A 16,570-nucleotide genomic window follows, 5' to 3' on the forward strand; every position below is an offset into this window, starting at 1 on the left:
AGGGTAAGAAGGCAGGCGGCCTTATTCGCCCCACCAACCGGAGCGATCTTCCGTGGCGAAGACCGGGGCGAGGGCCTCCTCCGGATCCGGATAAGGAGCCTCTTCGGCGAGCCGCTGGGCTTCATCGATCTCCGCCTGCACCCGCTCCTCCAGCTCGTCTTCCATGCGCGAGGTCAGCAGATTCCGCCGGTAGAGGTAATCCCGGAAGCGGGGCAACGGGTCCCGAAGTTTGCCCTGCTCCACCTCCTCCCGCGTCCGATAGGTCCGATCGTCGTCATCGGAGGAGTGCGGGGTCCAGCGATAGGTCAACGCCTCAATCAAGCTTGCTCCCTCCCCGGCCCGGGCCCGGTCCACTGCCTCTTTCACCACCTGGTACACCTCCAGGACGTTCCCCCCGTCGCAGAAGGATCCGTGGACGTTGTAAGCGGCCGCCCGATCGGCCACCCTTCGGACGGCCATCTGCTTCCAGACTGGAACGGAGATCGCGTATTGGTTGTTGTGGACGAGGACGATCAAGGGGAGCTTGTAGATGCCGGCCCAGTTCAGGGCCTCGTGGAAGTCGCCCTCGCTGGTGCTGCCTTCGCCCATGCTGGTGAGGACGACCCGCATCTCCCGGCTGACCCGGAAGCCCGCGGCCTCCAGTTGGGGGCGGAGCTTCTGCTTGAGCACCTCCGCGAGGGCGATGCCGGCCGCCTGGGGGACCTGGGTGGCGACGGGACTGGAGCCGGAGATGATGTTCAAGCGTCGGAGGCTGAAGTGGGAGGGCATCTGACGGGCGGCGCTATGGGGGTCCCCTTTCTTCCCATAGAGCGCCAGCATAAACTCCACCGGCTTCATCCCGAGGGCGATTGAGAGAGCGAGGTCCCGGTAGTAGGGGTGCACGATATCGAAGCCCTTGCGCAGGGCGTAGGCAGCTCCTACCCCGATCCCCTCGTGGGCGATGCCGGAGATGTGGAAGGGAACCCGTCCTTGGCGTTGCAGGACCCAGCAGCGTTCATCCAGCCGGCGGGAGAGGAGGAGGTGATAATACATCTGGAGGACCGTTTCATCCGAGAGGCCCAGCTCCTCGTGGCGCTGGGTGATCGCAAGAGATTCCTTTACCTCGATTGCCATTGCTGCCTCCTGGCCCCGGATTTTAGATCCTACAACGACAGCCACGTGGCACTGAAGGCGCCACGGGGTGTGAACTTGCTTCCTCCTCACGGGTTCCTAACGGGTCGATTATCGGTGTGGGAAGGCTGTCGCGGTTCGCCGGCTCGGCGCTCTGAAGCTCCCAGGAGGGGGGCGGTCATTCTCCCTTCTCCTTCCACTGACGTTCCATCTCCATATAGTGGTCCGGATAGATCCCGGTGTATCGAAGGAACTTCGGGATGGGGTAGCGGATGCCCCCTTTGTGGGTGCCCTCTAAGCCCTCGATGATCCACTCGATCTTGCTGGCGGGGATGGTGAAGGCCATCTCATCGTCCTGGGCCTGGCCGAACACCCGGTCGCCGTAGCAGGGGAGGATCACCTGGCATTCATCGGTCTTCATCGTCGTGATCACCGCGTCGGCGCAGTCGATGCGTCCGGAGAACGAGGAGGTCAGCCGCCCTCCGGTCTTCCATAGGCGGGCCACCACCAGACGCATCACCTGGGCGGAGTTCCCATAAATGAGGATCACATGGGGTTCAAAGGAGGTGCGGTGGAGGGGGGCGACGACCAGGCCTTCCCATTGTCGATATTCCCATTTATCCACTTGGGCCTCGCTCACCGCCCCGGCGGCCGGGGTCTCTGTATACATCCCGGCGCAGGTCATCCCGTTGAGGTAGTAATCCAGCATGGGCTCGAAGCCCCACACCACCTTGGCGAGAGGGCAGGAGAGATCCTCCCCTCGCATCCCGATGATCCATCCGTAATGGCGGGCGATGGCGAAGCCTTGACAGATGGCGATCTGCTGTCCGAAATCTCGTTTAGGGAAACGGGTCTTCTCCGGCCACGGCTCTCCGTGGGCGATCATACGGATCGCCATCGGGAACGTCGCCGGGCGCACGTGGGCCTGAAGGGCTTCCTGCAGGCGTTGAAGCCTGTCCGGCATCCCGGCCTCCTGTGGATCGCTCAGATGTCCCCTTTATTGGATGCCACGCGGTGCCTCTCCGTTGCATCCCGCCGAGGCGGGCTTTTCGCTATTCACATTCATTTTAACTCACGGAATGGTCGGATGACAAGGGCCCGCCGCCCTCAGGGGTCTCCCCCTCGACGCTCTCCTGGGGCTTCGCTGGCCGCAGGGGCGATGGGAGGACGAACCCTGGACAGGGGAGGATCCTTACGGATTCGCTGAAGGGGCGTGCCCATCCCTTGCGGGAATCGGCGTCAAAGGTTATTGTTGGTTCTGCTTTTTCGATCGCCATCGAACGGAGGCGCCTATGGGGATTTTAGATGGGAAGATCGCTTTGATCTTCGGGGTGGCGAACGACCATTCCATCGCCTGGGGCATCGCCAAGGCCATGCATGCGGAGGGCGCCACCTTGGCCTTCTCGTATGCAGGCCCCGCGCTGGAGCGACGGGTTCGCCCGCTGGCGGAGAGCGTGGGGGCGACGTTCATTGAGCCGTGCGATCTGAGCGACGATGCGCAGATCGCTGCCCTGTTTGAGAAATATCGACAGGCCTACGACCGGTTGGACATCCTCGTCCATGCCGTCGCCTTCGCGAAGCGAGAGGAGCTGAGCGGCCCGTACTACCTCACCTCGCGGGAGGGTTTCCGCATCGCGATGGATGTCAGCGTCTATTCCTTCACCGCCCTGGCGCGCGAGGCGGCGCCGCTGATGAAAAACGGCGGGGCCTTGCTCACCATGACCTATTACGGCTCCGAGAAGGTGGTCCCCCACTACAACGTGATGGGGGTGGCGAAAGCCGCCCTCGAGGCTTCCGTTCGCTACCTGGCGTACGACCTGGGCCCGCGGGGCATCCGGGTCAACGCTATCTCGGCCGGGCCGATCCGCACCCTGGCGGCTACCGGCATCCCCGGGTTCCGCTCCCTCTACAGCTTGTTCCGGGAGATCGTCCCGCTGCGCCGCAATGTGACCATCGAGGACGTGGGGGCTCTGGCCGCTTGGCTGTGCAGCGACCGCGCGGCGGCGATCACGGGCGAGATCATCTTCGTGGACGCCGGCTATCATATCTTAGGGGTCACGGAACGATTGGTTGAGGAAAGCGCCACGGAGTGACAACCCATCCCCTCGGTCGCGGGGATGGCCTTTGGTGGGAGTTGGTATGGATGGGGGTTTGCTCCCCGATGAACACCGAAGAAGCGAGGGGCAACCGATGGGGTTCTGGAAGCGACGGGTTTCCACGGATGCCGAAACAGCGCTGGCGCCGGAGGCGCAGCGTCAGCGCTTGTGGGAGCGGGCGATGCGTCGCCTTCAGCCGACCCTGCCCAGCGACTCCCCATCCTGGATCCTGGAGGAACAATTCGATCTCCAGAACAGCCTGGTCTGGTTCGATGTCGTCATGCGGGCTGGCCCGCGTTGGGTGAGGCGGCGCTATCGCTACGATGGGGAGGTCGATGTGCTCTATTTCAGCGGGGAGGTCCCTTTCCCGGAAACGGAGCTGGACCGGCTTCCGCCGGAGCGCGCGGTGTGGCCCTTCCATTCGCTTCCCGGTAAAATGCCCCATGGGGAGACGTGACGCGGGCTTCACGGTAAGGGATTTCCAGGATCTTCTTGAGCTGCTTCGGCGACATCCCGAGCGGCGGCACCAGCTTTGGGCGCTGCTGGCGGGTGAGGAGCTCCTGCGTTTCCCTGCGGAGTTCCAGGCCTTCCGGGAGGAAACGGAGCGGCGCTTCGCCGAGCTTCGGGAGGAAGTCGCGGCGGCACGGGCGGAGGCCGACCGGCGCTTCGCGGAGCTGGCGGAGGCGCAGCGGCGGACGGAGGAAACGGTTCGAAAGCTCGTCGAGACGACCCAGCGGATGAACCAGCAGCTGGAGCATCACGCCGCGGATCTGGGCGAGCTCAAAACCAGGCGCCTGGAGGCCTTTTATCACCAGCGGGCGGCCTTTGCGTTCCACCCGGAGGCGATCCCGGAGGGATCCGCGTAGGCTTTTTTGAGGGATGACTGCTGGCAGCCATCGGCGCCCTCCGGGCCCCCGGCTGGGTGGGGGTGTAGCTTGCCTGAGGCGGAAGCCCGCATTATAATAAGCGTTGATCGGGACGTGGCGCAGCCAGGTTAGCGCACTGCAATGGGGTTGCAGGGGTCGGCGGTTCAAATCCGCCCGTCCCGACACGTCGAGGGCGGCCCACGCTGCCCTCGACGTTTCTTTATACCCGATTACGGGCCCCTCTTCCGTTGCTGTTTCGAGGACACGGGAGGGTGAGAGCCGATGGCCTCACCCCCAACCCCTAAGGGAACCAAGGCTGTGGTGGGGAAGGAGCACCCGCACGCTGTCCATCGCCGGTCCACCCCTGGACCCGGAAAGGCCTCTGAAGCGGAGGCGCCATGAGGGAAGGGAAACCGAAGGGGTTTCCGCCGTCGCTGATCCTCCGCGCGATCCTCCTGTTGGGGTTGTTCGCTGGCGCTCTCCTCGCGCTCCCCCATCTCTGGCCTCTGGTGACGGAGCGGGAGCGGATCGAGGCATGGCTGTCCGCCAATCGAACGGCGGGCGCGCTGGCGCTGGTGTTGTTGAACGCGTTGCAGGTGATCATCGCCCCGCTCCCCGGCGCGCTGTTGGGATGGATCAGCGGATACTGGTTTGGGCCGTGGTGGGGCTCATTGCTCACGTGGATCGGGGTGAGCTTGGGCAACGGGCTGACGATGCTTTTGGCCCGCTCCCTGGGCCGCCCGCTGTGGGTGGCCTTCCTCCCTCCGGAACGCCTGAAGCGGGCCGACGATCTGCTCCGACGCTACGGGTTTAGCGCCGTCCTGATCGTTTTCCTGCTGCCGCTCACTCCCGACGATCTCCTCTCCTGGGCGATCGGGCTCTCACCGCTTCCCTTGATCCCCGCGCTCGCGGTGAGCACCCTGGCCCGCCTGGTTCACGTCCTGATCACCAATGCGCTCGGGGCCTATCTTCGCTCAGGAGAGCTCCTTTGGGTGGGGGTCGCCGCGCTGCTGAGCGCCGGCGCCCTCCTGGCGGCCTGGTGGATCGTCCGCGCGATCCGCATCTCCCCCGCCGAGATCTATGGTGAGGATTATTGAGCGGGGCGATGTGATAAACCTTCCATTATGTTGTTAAGGCTTGCAGCAAACAGCGCGATCGCTTGGTGGTAGGCCTTAACACAAGTGATTCGGCGCCGTGGAAGCAACTTGTTCGGTTTTGATGATACTTCCACGCAAAATATGGATGAGCGTGCTGGTGATGGTGAGAACTTCACTCGATGGGCGCGGGCACAAGGAGGGATGCCGTCGGGCGAGGATATCCCGATGGAGGAGGGGCTGAAAGGGAAAGCCGGGCGCTGGAAAGGCGCCCGGCTTTTATTTGTAGCGCTCTGTACCGCTGCCTGGTTGTAGTTTAACCTGTTTCGTCGCAAAGATGAGAGGTGGGGAGAATTAGAGATGGGGATTGCAAACCAAACCTTTGAGGAAAATTTTCTGTGAAAGGCGGACTGCGTAAGCGGCCCGCCTAAAGATTCCACGATCGAAAGATCGCCGCTGCAAGTGCGCTCTCCGAAGGGAGGAGGTGCGGATGGCCTCTCCGCTCTATATTCAAGGATCGAAGAAGCACTAGTGCTATCCCAGCACACGGAAAGACATTCCCCTCTTTCTTCCGGCCGCATTATAATTTATGTGAAAGCTTTTACAATCTGATAGGAGAGCTCCCCATGCGTCCCAAGATCACGATTGTCGGTGCGGGGAACGTGGGCAGCACGACTGCCCACTGGCTCGCCGAGCGGGAGCTCGGCGATATCGTGTTGGTGGATATCCCCCAGACCGAGGGCATGCCGAAAGGCAAGGCCCTGGACCTCATGCAGGCTGGCCCCATCGTCGGCTACAACACCCGCCTCATCGGGACCACCGATTATGAGCCAACGGCCAACTCGGATATCGTGGTGATCACCGCTGGGGTGGCCCGCAAGCCCGGGATGAGCCGCGAGGACCTGGTCAATGTGAACGCGAACATCATCCGCGACGTCATCAACAAGGCGGTCCCTCTCTCCCCGAACGCGATCTACATCGTGGTGACCAACCCCTTGGACACGATGACCTACCTGGCGTATAAGCTCTCCGGCCTCCCTCGGGAGCGGGTGATCGGGCAGGCTGGGATCCTGGACACCGCGCGGATGCGGACGTTCATCGCCATGGAGCTGGATGTGGCGGTGGAGAACATCCAGGCGATGGTCCTGGGCGGGCACGGGGATGAGATGGTGCCCATGGTGCGGTTCACCACGGTGGCGGGCATCCCGATCTCCATGCTGCTTCCCAAGGAGAAGATCGACGCTATCGTGGATCGCACGCGCAAGGGAGGCGGGGAGATCGTCAGCCTCCTCAAGACGGGGAGCGCGTATTACGCCCCCGGCGCGGCGGTGGCTCAGATGGTGGAGGCCATCCTCAAGGACCAGAAGCTCATCGTCCCCTGCTCGGTTTACCTCCAGGGCGAATATGGCCTCCACGATATCTGCTTCGGGGTCCCGGTGAAGCTGGGCCGCAACGGTGTGGAGCAGATCATTGAGCTCCCGCTCACCGATGAGGAGCGGGCGATGCTCGAGCGCTCGGTCCAGCTGATCCGCAGCACGATGGCCGCCCTCCAACCCGTGTGAGGCGATGCTCCAGCTATCCGCGGTGGCGACCCGCCGGGCGGGGCGGGTTTCCCTGTGGGGGACCGCCTCGCCTTTTTGTCCGGAAGATCTGGCGAAGGCCCTCCGGCGTCAAGGCGAGGAGATCCTCCGCGTCGGCGCGGTGGAGATCGTCTTCGCCTTCCCCGAGTGGACCCGCCCCCATCGGGTGATCCCGCGGCAGGCCATCACTGAGCGGGGGCAGCGGATCCGGGAACCGTGGACGGTGTTCTGGCTGATCCGCTTCGGGTATGAGCAGCCTCGGGCGGATTTGGAAGGCACCACCCTGGAAGGGAAGCCGGTCCAGCTGCTGGTGCGGGATCTCGATCTAGACGCCGTGGAAGCCTATGTGGTGGCCTCGGGCTGGCTGCGTTGCGCCGCCGGGATATGGGTGGCGGCCGGATCCCCGCCGCGGGTTCAATCCGATGTGGAGGAGGAAGCGTGGGCTGCCGCGTGGCTGCGGGCGCTGCTTCCTCTGAACGAGCGGGAGGCCTTCGAGGGGATCCGTCATGAGGCCGCGCGCCGGGGGATCCCGTGGCGGGTTCTGTATCGGGAGCGTGAGACGCAGTTCGACCTGGAGAGCCGCCGACAGATCGAGGGGTTACTCCTGTTGGCCCGCGCCGTGGATCGGCGCCTCATCGAGGCTTCGGATTTAGAGCAGGGCTTTCCCGTTATGGATTAAATCCTCTGGAGCAGGCACAAGGACTGCCCCTACGATGGATTCCACACCTTTCGTAGGGGGTACCCCTTGTGGGTGCCCTATGGGGGTGTGGCCTTGAATCCCGAAGCATCCCTAGATCAGCAGCTGCCTCAGGATGTTCTCCGGCACCCGCTCGCGGAGCTCCGGGTAAGCCTCCAACAGCCTGGCGATGTCGGCCAGGTCCTTTTGGCGCTTGCTGGGCCTTCGGCTCGCATCCTGCGCCGCCCAGATCTTCTCTTGCAGCGTATCCTCCTAAGGAAGCTACGGGCAAAACCATGCCCAACACCTCGCGCTCCGAGGCCCGCTCGATGAAACCGGCGTACCGAGGATCGGTCTGGATTTGAACCTGAAGGTCGGAGCCGGGAAGAGAGACATTGATGCTGTGGGCGAATCGTTTGACTTGAAAATGGGAAGCCAGTAACGCCTCGACCTGCTCGATCTGGTCGACCGCAACGACGATCTCCAAGTCCAGGGTCACCACCGGCTCGACATAGGCGTTGACCGCATGGCCTCCAATGACACAGAATCGGATCCCATGTGCCCTCAACAGCCCGACGAAATTTTCCAGAAAATCCGCTTTATCCCTCACGACGGTTTTCCAGAAAGTTAGCGCTCGCATCTTTCACCACGGCAGGAGTCTCGCAGGATCGGACGTCAAGGCGAGGGCAAAATGCCCTCTATTGAAGCATCCCCCAGCCTTAGATGGACAAAGCACCATTCAAGGCCACTTTGCTTTTCCATGCTGCGTCCGTCCAGTCGGGCAACCCCACCTTTCGCAGGGGCACCCCTTGTGGGTGCCTTTTGGGGCGGGCACAAGGCCCGCCCCTACTCCTACGGCCGCTCCGAGCCCAGGATCTGGCGCAGGCGCCCCTGGAATTCGTTTAGGGCAAGCAGCGCCTGCAACGGGGTCATGTTCACCAGGTCCAGCCCCAAGAGTTCCTGGAGGAGCCGTCGGGCTTCCTCGAATTCCTCGGGGAGGGCTGGGAGGCGCTCCCGATGGGGTGCCGGGAGCTCCCGATCGCCCCGTGCTCCTTCCAGCTCCTCCAGCACCTGACGCGCCCGCCGGATCACCCGTTCGGGGAGGCCGGCCAGCTGCGCCACGTGGATCCCATACGATTTGTCGGAGGTCCCGGGGATCACCCGCCGCAGGAACACCACCTGATCCCCCACTTCCCGCACAGCCATCGTCAGGTTGCAGGCCCCCTCCAGGTGATCCGCCAGGCGGGTCAGCTCGTGGTAGTGGGTCGCGAAAAGCGTCCGGGCCTGCGCCTCATCGTGCAGCGCCTCGGCCACCGCCCAGGCCAGGCTCATCCCGTCGTAGGTGCCGGTCCCTCGCCCGACCTCGTCCAAGATCACCAAGGAGCGGGGGGTGGCGTGGCGGAGGATGTACGCGGTCTCCAGCATCTCCGCCATGAAGGTGGAGATGCCGGCGGTGATGTCGTCGCTGGCCCCCACCCGGGCGAAGAGACGATCCACCACCCCGATGCGGGCGGAGCGCGCCGGGACGAAGGAGCCCATCTGGGCCATCAGGGTGATGAGGGCCACCTGGCGGATGTAGACCGACTTCCCGCTCAGGTTGGGGCCGGTGAGGATGATCAGGCGGCGGGAGTGGCTGAGCTCGGCGTCGTTGGGGACGAACGACTCGCCGGGAGGGAGATAGCGTTCCACCATGGGGTGGCGGCCCTCCCGGATCTCAATCCGATCGCTCTCTTCGACGATGGGCCGCGTATAGCCGTAGCGGGCGGCGGCCTCCGCCAGCGCCTGGTAGACGTCCAGCTCCGCCAGGCGCCGGGCGACCCCCTGCAGCCGCTCGATGTGCTCGGCGACCTTCCCCCGGACCCCCACGAAGAGCTCGTACTCTAAATCCTCGATCCGCTCCTGGGTGGCCAGGATCTCGGTCTCCCGCGCCTTGAGCTCCGGCGTGACGAACCGCTCCGCGTGGGTGATGGTCGCCCGGCGCTCGTAGTCCGGCGGCACCTGGTTTGCCTTGGAGCGGGGGACCTCGATGAAGAACCCGAAGACCTCGTTGTAGCGGATCCGCAGGTTGTCGATGCCGGTCCGTGCCCGCTCCCGGGCCTCCAGCTCGGCCAGCCAGCGCCGGCCTTCCTCCTCGGCCCGGCGCAGGCGGTCCAGCTCCTCGTGGTAGCCGGGCTTGATCAGCCCGCCCTCCCGGAGCAGGATCGGCGGGTCGTCCACGATGGCCCGATCGATCAGGGAGACCACCTCCACACAAGGGTCCAGCTCGTCGCGGAGGGCCTGGAGCCGGGCTGCCTGGACCCACAGCAGCCGGCTCCGGATCTGGGGGATCCGCTGCAGCGTCCGCTTGAGGGCCACCAGGTCCCGGGCGTTGGCGTTGCCGAAGCCGATGCGGCCCACCAGCCGCTCCACATCGTAGAGCCCGTCCAGGAGCCGCCGCAGATCCTGGCGGAGCAGCCCGTCGCGGACCAGCTCCTCCACCGCGTCCAGGCGGGCCTGGATCGCGGGGACATCGATCAGGGGCTGGAGCAGCCAACGGCGCAGGAGCCGCGCCCCCATCGCGGTGACGGTGTGGTTGAGGACCGAGAACAGGCTGCCCTCCACGCGGCGCTCCCGGATGGTCTCGGTGAGCTCCAGGTTGCGACGGGTGAGGGGATCCAACCCCATATAGGCGTCCCGATGGTAGGTGCTGAGGTGGCGCAGATGGCGGAGGTCGGAGATCTGAGAGGTCTTCACGTAATGCAGGGCGGCGCCGGCGGCGGCGATCGCCCAGGGCATGCCCTCGCAGCCGAAGGGCTGGAGGGAGGGCACGCGGAAGTGATCCAGCAGATCGCGGCGGGCGCGCTCCGGGTCAAAGGCGCTGTCCGGGACGGGGGAGATGCGGACGGTGCGTTCCCCCTTCAGCCGGGCCACCCAGGCTTCGTCGCGGGCTCGGGATTCCGGGACCACCAGCTCCGCCGGGCTCAGCCGGGCCAGCTCCTCCATGAGGTGGGATTCCGCCTCCGGACCCTCGAGCTGGGTGGTGAAGAACTCGCCGGTGGAGAGGTCCAGGGCGGCCAGGCCGAAGGATCGGCCGTCGGGAGCGGGGGCAACGGCCGCGAGGTAATTCTCCAGCCGGTCGCGGAGGAGGGCTTCCTCGACGACAGTGCCCGGGGTGATCACGCGGACGACATCGCGCTTCACCAGCCGCTTGACCTTCTTCGGATCCTCCAGCTGCTCCACCACGGCCACCTTGTAGCCCCGCGCGATCAGCTTGCCGATGTAGGAGGTGACGTGGTGGGCCGGCACGCCGGCCATAGGGAGGCGGACATCCTTCGAGAACGAACGGGAGGTGAGGGCGAGTTCCAGCTCCCGGGCGGCGATCTTGGCGTCCTCCTCGAACATCTCGTAGAAGTCGCCCAGCCGGAACATCACGATGGCGTCCGGGAAACGCGCCTTAATGCGGCGGTATTGAGCGAGCAGGGGGGTCTCCGCGCTCATCGCCTGTGCCTCCCGCATGCCTTCGGATCCACAGCCCGTGCGGGCGAAAGGCCCGCCTTCAGCAACCCCGTCTCCCCTTATTATAGGTTGGAGGAGGACGATCCTAAACCCTGGAGGCCGCAGGGGATCCGCCCTTGGGATGGTGTGGGGCGGTTGCGCAGTTGGGAGCGTGTGCGGGAGGAGGAGGGCCTCGGGTGGGGAACCCTCCAGGGCGCCGTGAACGTCTTCTATTCAGAAGTCGCGTCACGAACCCCTTGGGGCTTTGAGGGCTGGGTCGGGCGGAGGTGGCGGCCCAACCGGAAAAGCCCACGGAAACCATGTGCAGGAGGATCGCTGATGAACCTCGTTCGGGGAGCATTTCGGATCTTCGGGCTGGTTCCCGTATCGCTCCTCGCCGCGTGCGGCCCCATCCTTTCCACAACCCCGACGCCGGTTCCCCGTCCCTCCCTCTGGCAGGGAGCCGTTCCCATCGGGGATCTCTTGGCCCATCCCGATGCCTATCTGGGGCGGGTGGTGGTGGTGGTGGCCTATTATCGCGGATGGGACCTCTTTGGGGAGGTCGGTGCCGGTCCGCCCTTGACCCGGAGCGATGTGGCCGTGGCCGATGCCAGCGGGGCGATCTACATCGCGCCGGCCGGCCCGGAATCGTTGGCGCGCATGCCGCCTGTGCTCCCCTTCAAACCGGAGTTCACGGAGACCTTGCTGCGGTTGCGGGGGAGGTTGGAGCGGAACGAGCAAGGGATGCTTTACCTGCGGGTGCTCGACGGGGAGGAGGTGCAAGGCTTGCCCACCGGCGTCGTCCTCCGGGTCCGCCGCACGGGCGGGATCGCGGGCTTCGACGAGGAGCTGATGGCGACCGAGTCGGGGACGCTCTATTTCTTAGATCGGCGGGCCCGCCGCCATGGGCGCACCTTCGGCGATCCCAACGAGATCCTTGGTGTGGCGCGCCGCCTCCCGTCGCTTTCCGAGCCTACCTATGGCACCCCTGTTCCGGACGGCTTCGCCTATGAGGTGCGTTTCTGGGAAGGGGACAAGGTGCGAGGGCTGACCATCTACGATCCCAGCGGGGACGGCTTGCCGGAAGCGGCAGGGGAGATCCTGGAGGCGATCCGACGCTGGTTGAGCATGGCCGCGCGCTGAATTTCGGGAGAGGGGATCCGTGAGGGGGCCGCCGGAAGCGGCATACCGCCCCTAGGAACAGAGGCCCCTGTGTAGGGGCACCCACAGGGTCGGGTTGTCCGCCTGCGCCAGGCCGTCGGATCCGCCACACCCATTGGGGAGGCGACACCAGCCCCAATTTCTACCTTTGGCTCCGATTTGGCTATCCGATTGTAGCGCCTTTCACAGAACATGGTTAGCATAAGTGGGTGGAGAATCCATGTGAGGAGGACAATGATGCGACGGCTGTGGCTCGTGATCGGTCTGGGGATTGTCCTCGGGGCCGTGCTGGCCGCTTGTGGCGGAGGTGGGGCGGGTGGCACGACGGGCCTGGCGGTGGAAATGGGGGATCTCTACTTTAAGCCGAACACCCTGACGGCGAAGCCGGGGCAGACGTTGCAGATCACCCTGGACAACCGGGGATCGCTGGAGCACAACTTCGTGCTCTATGATGCCGATGGGAAGACCGTGCTCTTTGAGAAGGATGCAGTCCAGCCCGGCCAGAAGGTGAACATCACCCTGAAGGCCCCGGAGAAGCCTGGGACCTACCAGTATGTCTGCACGGTTCCCGGCCACAAGGAGGGGGGGATGGTGGGCACGCTGACCGTGCAACCGTAATGGCGCGCCAGGGGGCCCGTCGTATGATCGGCGCGTCGAGGGACGGGTTCCCTGAACAGCGGGCGGGCCCAGGGCCTACCTGAACATCGGTTTCCACATCGATGACCGTATGGCGTAGGGGCACCCTTTGTGGGTGCCCCTACACGCACAGGAATTCATGCGAACAGCACGTACTGGCGCAGGAAATCCAGGACCTCCTGGTAGAACGCCGTGATGGTCTCCGCGCGGCGCCAGCCGTGTCCTTCCCCTGGGTAGACGCGATACAGGTGGGGGACTCCACGGCGGCGCAGGACCTCGACGATGGCCTCCGCCTGGTTGGGCGGTACCACCCGATCTTCGGCCCCCTGGAAGATGGCGATCGGATCCCGGATCCGGTCGGCGTGGAAGATCGGCGACCACTCCCGGTAGCGCTCCGCCGCCTCGGGCAGGGGCCCCACCAGGGTGTCCAAGTAATGCGCTTCGAACTTGTGGGTCTCGGCGGCCAGCGTGAACAGGTTGGTGACGCCGAAGAGGCAGATCCCGGCCCGGAAGAAGCCCGGGTGGCGGATCAGGGCGTTGAGGACGGTGTAGCCGCCGGCGCTGCCCCCCATAATGACCAGCCGCCGCGGATCAGCCAATCCGTTTTCCACCAACGCTTGCGCGCCGCCCACTGCATCCTCTACATCCAACAGCCCCCATTTCTCTTTCAAGGCATCCCGGTAGGACCGGCCGTAGCCGGTGCTTCCCCGGTAGTTCACCTCCAGGTAAGCGAAGCCCCGCGTGGCGAAGAACTGGGCGTCGGCGTTGTATGTGGCCACCCGCTGGGAGGTCGGCCCCCCGTGGATGCTGATGATCGCAGGGGGAAGGCCGCTTCCGGTGCCCTCCGGGTGGGTCGGCGGGTAATACAGCCCGTGCACGGTCGTGCCGTCGGGGGCTTTCCACTGGATCGGTTGGGGGAACGAGAGGTGCGCGGGCGGGACCCGCTCGGCGCTGCTGTAACGGTGGACTGTGAACGAACCACCCACCCAGGTCACGATGCGAGGGGGCAGGGTGGGGGACGAGGCGATCATCGCCAAGGCCTCCCGGTCGGGGGCGACCGCAAGCTGTTCGAACCAGGTGTACGGGGCGATGTCCAGGCGGCGGATGTTCCCTTCGAGATCCACGGCCTCCAGCGCGGCGAAGGCGTTCTCGTTGCGCCGATAGAAGATCCGGTCCCCGCGGGGGCTCCAGCCGTAGACCCGGAGGCCGTGGACCCAAGCGGGCGGGGCGAGGGTGGTCCCCGTCACCAACGTCCGGCGGGCGCCGGTCTCCAGATCGAGGACGACCAGGGCGTCCCATTCCCCCTCGGTGATGATGTAGCTCAGGAAGCGTCCGTCTGGGGAGAAGGCCGGCTGGAAGACCGGCGTGCGATCGTCGCCGGCGATGGTCTCGACCGAGACGGGGCGGGGCGGCGCGCCCTCCAAGCGGGCGAGGCGGAGCCGTGTCCCATCCCAAGGCATGTTGGGGTGGTCCCATTCGATCCAGGCAATCCGAGCCCCATCGGGATGCCAGACCGGCTGCATATAGAAATCGGCGCCCTCGGCGATCTTCTGCGGCCAGAGCCGCCCGTCCGCGTCGACGACCGCCAACACATCCGTTTGGCCGTCCGAGTGCACGTACAGGACCCACTGTTCATCCGGGGAAAGGGCTGGGGAGGCGGCGTCCCCGAAGGGCGGGGTGATGGGGTGGGGGAGCCCGCTGGCGAGGTGGAGGCGGTAGAGACGGCTGTCCTCGCCGACGTAGATCGCGAACTCCCGACCCGAGGTGAACTCGCCGCCTCCGTAGGCGAGGCGGGCGCGGACGGATCCGGCGTCCGTAAGATCCCGGGGGGCGGAATCGGGGGCATGGACCATCAAGATCCCGCGGCCGGATCGCTCCTCCCGCCAGATCAAGGCGCGGCCCGCCCGATCCCACTGGACATCGGTCAAGCGGAGGAGGGCCGCCATCCGATCGGGCGTGAGCGGGCTGGGCCAAAGGCCGTATGGGATCTTAGGGGATGGGGTCATGGGTTCCTTCCTCCCTCAGGGTTTGGAATTGGGCCGATGACTCTAACATACCTTCGCCCGTGGTTGCAGCGCCAACCGGGGGCCGTTCGTTGTGCAGCTTGGACCCGTGGGATGCTGGAGCAATCCCCGTATATAATAGCCCATCATAAACGCTTGGCTTCGCCAAGCGGATGTATTTAACGTTGGGCATGTCGGATACGCCATCAGAGGAGGGTCCTATGAGCTCGAAGAAGGGAGGACGGAGGTCTGCCAAGCGAACCCCTGCGGTCAGCGAGGCCTTTGAGGGGTTCACGGTTGAGGAGCGAGCGGCTATAAAGGAACGCGTCCAAGAACGGAAGGCGGAGCGCACAGGTGGGATGGGTGGGGAAAGCGCAGTGCTCGCGAAGATCGCCGAGCTGCCGGAATCGGATCGCTCCATGGCTGAGCGGATCCATGCGATCATCACAGCCAGCGCACCCACCCTCATGCCGAGGCTATGGTATGGGATGCCTGCTTACGCCAATCCAGATGGCAAGGTCGTCTGCTTCTTCCAGGCTGCGGCTAAGTTCAACAGCCGATACGCCACGCTCGGCTTCACCGACGCTGCGAACCTCGATGAGGGCGCCATGTGGCCGGTTGCCTTCGCGTTGAAGGAGTTAACTCCGATCGAAGAAGCACGGATCGCGGCGCTTGTGAAGAAAGCGGTGAGCGGGGCGCGGGTGCGAAGGGCGAGGGCGGCGCATCGGGGGGAAAGGGGCGTATAGGTCTGGGTTTAGGTGAGCGCTCGTATCCGGGTCGCGCTCCAACTTCTACAAGATCGTATGAGGCGCTCCCTTCTCCCGGCCCAACACCTCCCGGCGCACCACGTGCCGGTCGGGGAGAACGTAGAGATACACCGTTCTGATCACTCTTTGCTTTGTCAGTGCGGGGCCTTGCGATCGCCTCCCCCCTTCCCCTTCTCGGGTGACTTCGTCGCATGGGAAGGGGAAGAAGAGAAGTTTCCTGTGAGGTGCAGGCCGCCTAAGCGGTCTGCATTTCACAGGGATTTCACAAAGATGATCAGTGCGGATTGCGGCTACGATCTAAATTGAAGGCGAGGAGCTCAACGGGAATGGCGGATCGGAGGGCCTTCCTTCTGACTCCTCAGCGCAGATCCGCTCGAATGGGCTGAGCAAATCCCGGCCCAACGCTTCGGAGAAGGCGCTCAGCCAGCGACGGATCTCCTCCGAATCGATGGATTGCTTGCGCAGAATGGCTCGGATATCTTCCCAATCCCTCGGACGTCCGGCCAGGGCCTTATGGATGATCACGTCCTCCGGTGTGGCGAATCGCACGAGATACCCCGAGATCGGGATGGTCCGAGCGCGGGCGATGGCCAGCCGCTCATAGGAGGTCCACGAGAAAATGAAGTCCACCCGCAAGCCCGTTTCCTCATCTAACGTGGGAAGCACCCAGGTTTTGCGCACGAAAGCTTCGATCTCGGCGATCAAGGGGCGCAACCCCAGCTTCTGAATGACACGCCGGATAGGATGCAAGTCCTCCGGCGTGGCGGCCAAGGTGACATCGATATCTCGGGTGACTCGGGGCTCTCCATACAGCAGAACAGCCTGCCCCCCAATGATCATATAGGGCAGGTCTTCCGCATCCAGCGCCTGAGCCAGCCTACTCAGCAGAGATTCGGACGTCATGGCGAAGCGCCTGGGCGATTCGAAGGTCCACTTCGATCCCCTCCAGCGGATCGGCGGGCGGCCAGGCCCCCAAATCCCGGGCGATTTCCAGGAGGAGGTTGAAGATCCGGAAGTGGCGCGCCGGATCCGCCGGTGTTTGCCGTTGCCACTCCGCCTCGAAGGCCTTCCAGGTCTCCGGATCGCGGATCATGCAGCCTCCTTTGG

Annotated in this window: 15 protein-coding genes and 1 tRNA gene; 10 read left to right on the forward strand and 6 right to left on the reverse strand. The window is 64.8% G+C overall.

From position 1 onward, the window contains the following. Positions 1-21: 21 nt before the first annotated feature. Both ACFMO5_RS13225 and ACFMO5_RS13230 read right to left on the reverse strand, forming a co-directional pair. On the reverse strand, positions 22-1,113 hold the full coding sequence (locus ACFMO5_RS13225; RefSeq protein ID WP_376793221.1) for a thiamine pyrophosphate-dependent dehydrogenase E1 component subunit alpha: 1,092 nt from the start codon (positions 1,111-1,113) through the stop codon (positions 22-24). A 175-nt stretch (positions 1,114-1,288) separates the two neighbouring features. Next, a complete protein-coding gene (locus tag ACFMO5_RS13230) occupies positions 1,289-2,074 on the reverse strand; it encodes a DUF169 domain-containing protein (RefSeq protein WP_376793222.1) in 786 nt (261 codons plus the stop codon). A gap of 328 nt (positions 2,075-2,402) precedes the next feature. Here ACFMO5_RS13230 and ACFMO5_RS13235 point away from each other — a divergent pair, with 328 nt between their 5' ends. The 7 genes from ACFMO5_RS13235 to ACFMO5_RS13265 all read left to right on the forward strand — a co-directional run bounded on the left by ACFMO5_RS13235 (position 2,403) and on the right by ACFMO5_RS13265 (position 7,425). Further along, positions 2,403-3,203, forward strand: a complete 801-nt coding sequence (locus ACFMO5_RS13235) for an enoyl-ACP reductase (protein ID WP_376793223.1) — start codon at positions 2,403-2,405, stop codon at positions 3,201-3,203. Between the two features lie 97 nt (positions 3,204-3,300). Further along, positions 3,301-3,663, forward strand: a complete 363-nt coding sequence (locus ACFMO5_RS13240) for a hypothetical protein (RefSeq protein ID WP_376793224.1) — start codon at positions 3,301-3,303, stop codon at positions 3,661-3,663. Further along, positions 3,650-4,072 (forward strand): hypothetical protein, encoded by a 423-nt coding sequence (locus ACFMO5_RS13245; RefSeq protein ID WP_376793225.1) that lies wholly within the window; start codon positions 3,650-3,652, stop codon positions 4,070-4,072. Before ACFMO5_RS13240 ends, ACFMO5_RS13245 begins: the two co-directional genes overlap by 14 nt. 108 nt (positions 4,073-4,180) lie before the next feature. Beyond that, a tRNA-Pro gene (locus tag ACFMO5_RS13250) sits at positions 4,181-4,255 on the forward strand. Positions 4,256-4,470: 215 nt separating this feature from the next. Further along, positions 4,471-5,169 (forward strand): TVP38/TMEM64 family protein, encoded by a 699-nt coding sequence (locus ACFMO5_RS13255; protein ID WP_376793226.1) that lies wholly within the window; start codon positions 4,471-4,473, stop codon positions 5,167-5,169. Positions 5,170-5,792: 623 nt separating this feature from the next. Next, positions 5,793-6,728 carry a malate dehydrogenase gene (gene mdh, locus ACFMO5_RS13260; protein ID WP_376793227.1) on the forward strand — a complete coding sequence of 312 codons (936 nt, stop codon included), beginning with the start codon at positions 5,793-5,795 and terminating at the stop codon, positions 6,726-6,728. Positions 6,729-6,732: 4 nt separating this feature from the next. Beyond that, complete coding sequence (locus ACFMO5_RS13265; protein ID WP_376793228.1) at positions 6,733-7,425, forward strand: hypothetical protein; 693 nt, start codon at positions 6,733-6,735, stop codon at positions 7,423-7,425. Between the two features lie 849 nt (positions 7,426-8,274). Here the strand turns inward: ACFMO5_RS13265 and mutS are convergent. After that, a complete protein-coding gene (gene mutS, locus ACFMO5_RS13270) occupies positions 8,275-10,899 on the reverse strand; it encodes a DNA mismatch repair protein MutS (protein WP_376793229.1) in 2,625 nt (874 codons plus the stop codon). A 336-nt stretch (positions 10,900-11,235) separates the two neighbouring features. Between mutS and ACFMO5_RS13275 the strand changes: the two genes are divergently transcribed. Then, positions 11,236-12,039 (forward strand): hypothetical protein, encoded by an 804-nt coding sequence (locus ACFMO5_RS13275; protein WP_376793230.1) that lies wholly within the window; start codon positions 11,236-11,238, stop codon positions 12,037-12,039. 255 nt (positions 12,040-12,294) lie between these two features. After that, positions 12,295-12,675, forward strand: coding sequence for a cupredoxin domain-containing protein (locus tag ACFMO5_RS13280; RefSeq protein WP_376793231.1), 381 nt, complete (start codon positions 12,295-12,297; stop codon positions 12,673-12,675). A 155-nt stretch (positions 12,676-12,830) separates the two neighbouring features. Here ACFMO5_RS13280 and ACFMO5_RS13285 read toward each other — a convergent pair whose 3' ends face one another. Next, positions 12,831-14,699 (reverse strand): S9 family peptidase, encoded by a 1,869-nt coding sequence (locus ACFMO5_RS13285; protein WP_376793232.1) that lies wholly within the window; start codon positions 14,697-14,699, stop codon positions 12,831-12,833. A gap of 218 nt (positions 14,700-14,917) precedes the next feature. Here ACFMO5_RS13285 and ACFMO5_RS13290 point away from each other — a divergent pair, with 218 nt between their 5' ends. Then, positions 14,918-15,442: an iron chaperone gene (locus ACFMO5_RS13290; RefSeq protein ID WP_376793233.1), complete on the forward strand. Its 525-nt coding sequence runs from the start codon at positions 14,918-14,920 to the stop codon at positions 15,440-15,442. 318 nt (positions 15,443-15,760) lie between these two features. On the opposite strand, the gene ACFMO5_RS13295 is transcribed toward ACFMO5_RS13290, so the two are convergent. Beyond that, on the reverse strand, positions 15,761-16,366 hold the full coding sequence (locus ACFMO5_RS13295) for a nucleotidyl transferase AbiEii/AbiGii toxin family protein (protein WP_376793234.1): 606 nt from the start codon (positions 16,364-16,366) through the stop codon (positions 15,761-15,763). Then, entirely contained in the window at positions 16,341-16,556 is a 216-nt protein-coding gene (locus tag ACFMO5_RS13300; RefSeq protein ID WP_376793235.1) for a hypothetical protein, read from the reverse strand. Before ACFMO5_RS13300 ends, ACFMO5_RS13295 begins: the two co-directional genes overlap by 26 nt. Between the last annotated feature and the right edge of the window lie 14 nt (positions 16,557-16,570).

The organism is Thermoflexus sp., from assembly GCF_042408365.1.
Taxonomy (GTDB): domain Bacteria; phylum Chloroflexota; class Anaerolineae; order Thermoflexales; family Thermoflexaceae; genus Thermoflexus.

Excerpts from the sequence above, each read along its gene's own strand:
- ACFMO5_RS13225 (WP_376793221.1), bottom strand. The coding sequence starts at position 1,113 with ATGGCAATCGAGGTAAAGGAATCTCTTGCGATCACCCAGCGCCACGAG.
- ACFMO5_RS13255 (WP_376793226.1), top strand. The coding sequence starts at position 4,471 with ATGAGGGAAGGGAAACCGAAGGGGTTTCCGCCGTCGCTGATCCTCCGC.
- ACFMO5_RS13300 (WP_376793235.1), bottom strand. The coding sequence starts at position 16,556 with ATGATCCGCGATCCGGAGACCTGGAAGGCCTTCGAGGCGGAGTGGCAA.
- ACFMO5_RS13235 (WP_376793223.1), top strand. The coding sequence starts at position 2,403 with ATGGGGATTTTAGATGGGAAGATCGCTTTGATCTTCGGGGTGGCGAAC.
- ACFMO5_RS13295 (WP_376793234.1), bottom strand. The coding sequence starts at position 16,366 with ATGACGTCCGAATCTCTGCTGAGTAGGCTGGCTCAGGCGCTGGATGCG.
- ACFMO5_RS13290 (WP_376793233.1), top strand. The coding sequence starts at position 14,918 with ATGAGCTCGAAGAAGGGAGGACGGAGGTCTGCCAAGCGAACCCCTGCG.
- ACFMO5_RS13280 (WP_376793231.1), top strand. The coding sequence starts at position 12,295 with ATGCGACGGCTGTGGCTCGTGATCGGTCTGGGGATTGTCCTCGGGGCC.
- ACFMO5_RS13240 (WP_376793224.1), top strand. The coding sequence starts at position 3,301 with ATGGGGTTCTGGAAGCGACGGGTTTCCACGGATGCCGAAACAGCGCTG.
- ACFMO5_RS13245 (WP_376793225.1), top strand. The coding sequence starts at position 3,650 with ATGGGGAGACGTGACGCGGGCTTCACGGTAAGGGATTTCCAGGATCTT.
- mutS (WP_376793229.1), bottom strand. The coding sequence starts at position 10,899 with ATGAGCGCGGAGACCCCCCTGCTCGCTCAATACCGCCGCATTAAGGCG.
- mdh (WP_376793227.1), top strand. The coding sequence starts at position 5,793 with ATGCGTCCCAAGATCACGATTGTCGGTGCGGGGAACGTGGGCAGCACG.
- ACFMO5_RS13265 (WP_376793228.1), top strand. The coding sequence starts at position 6,733 with ATGCTCCAGCTATCCGCGGTGGCGACCCGCCGGGCGGGGCGGGTTTCC.
- ACFMO5_RS13230 (WP_376793222.1), bottom strand. The coding sequence starts at position 2,074 with ATGCCGGACAGGCTTCAACGCCTGCAGGAAGCCCTTCAGGCCCACGTG.
- ACFMO5_RS13275 (WP_376793230.1), top strand. The coding sequence starts at position 11,236 with ATGAACCTCGTTCGGGGAGCATTTCGGATCTTCGGGCTGGTTCCCGTA.
- ACFMO5_RS13285 (WP_376793232.1), bottom strand. The coding sequence starts at position 14,699 with ATGACCCCATCCCCTAAGATCCCATACGGCCTTTGGCCCAGCCCGCTC.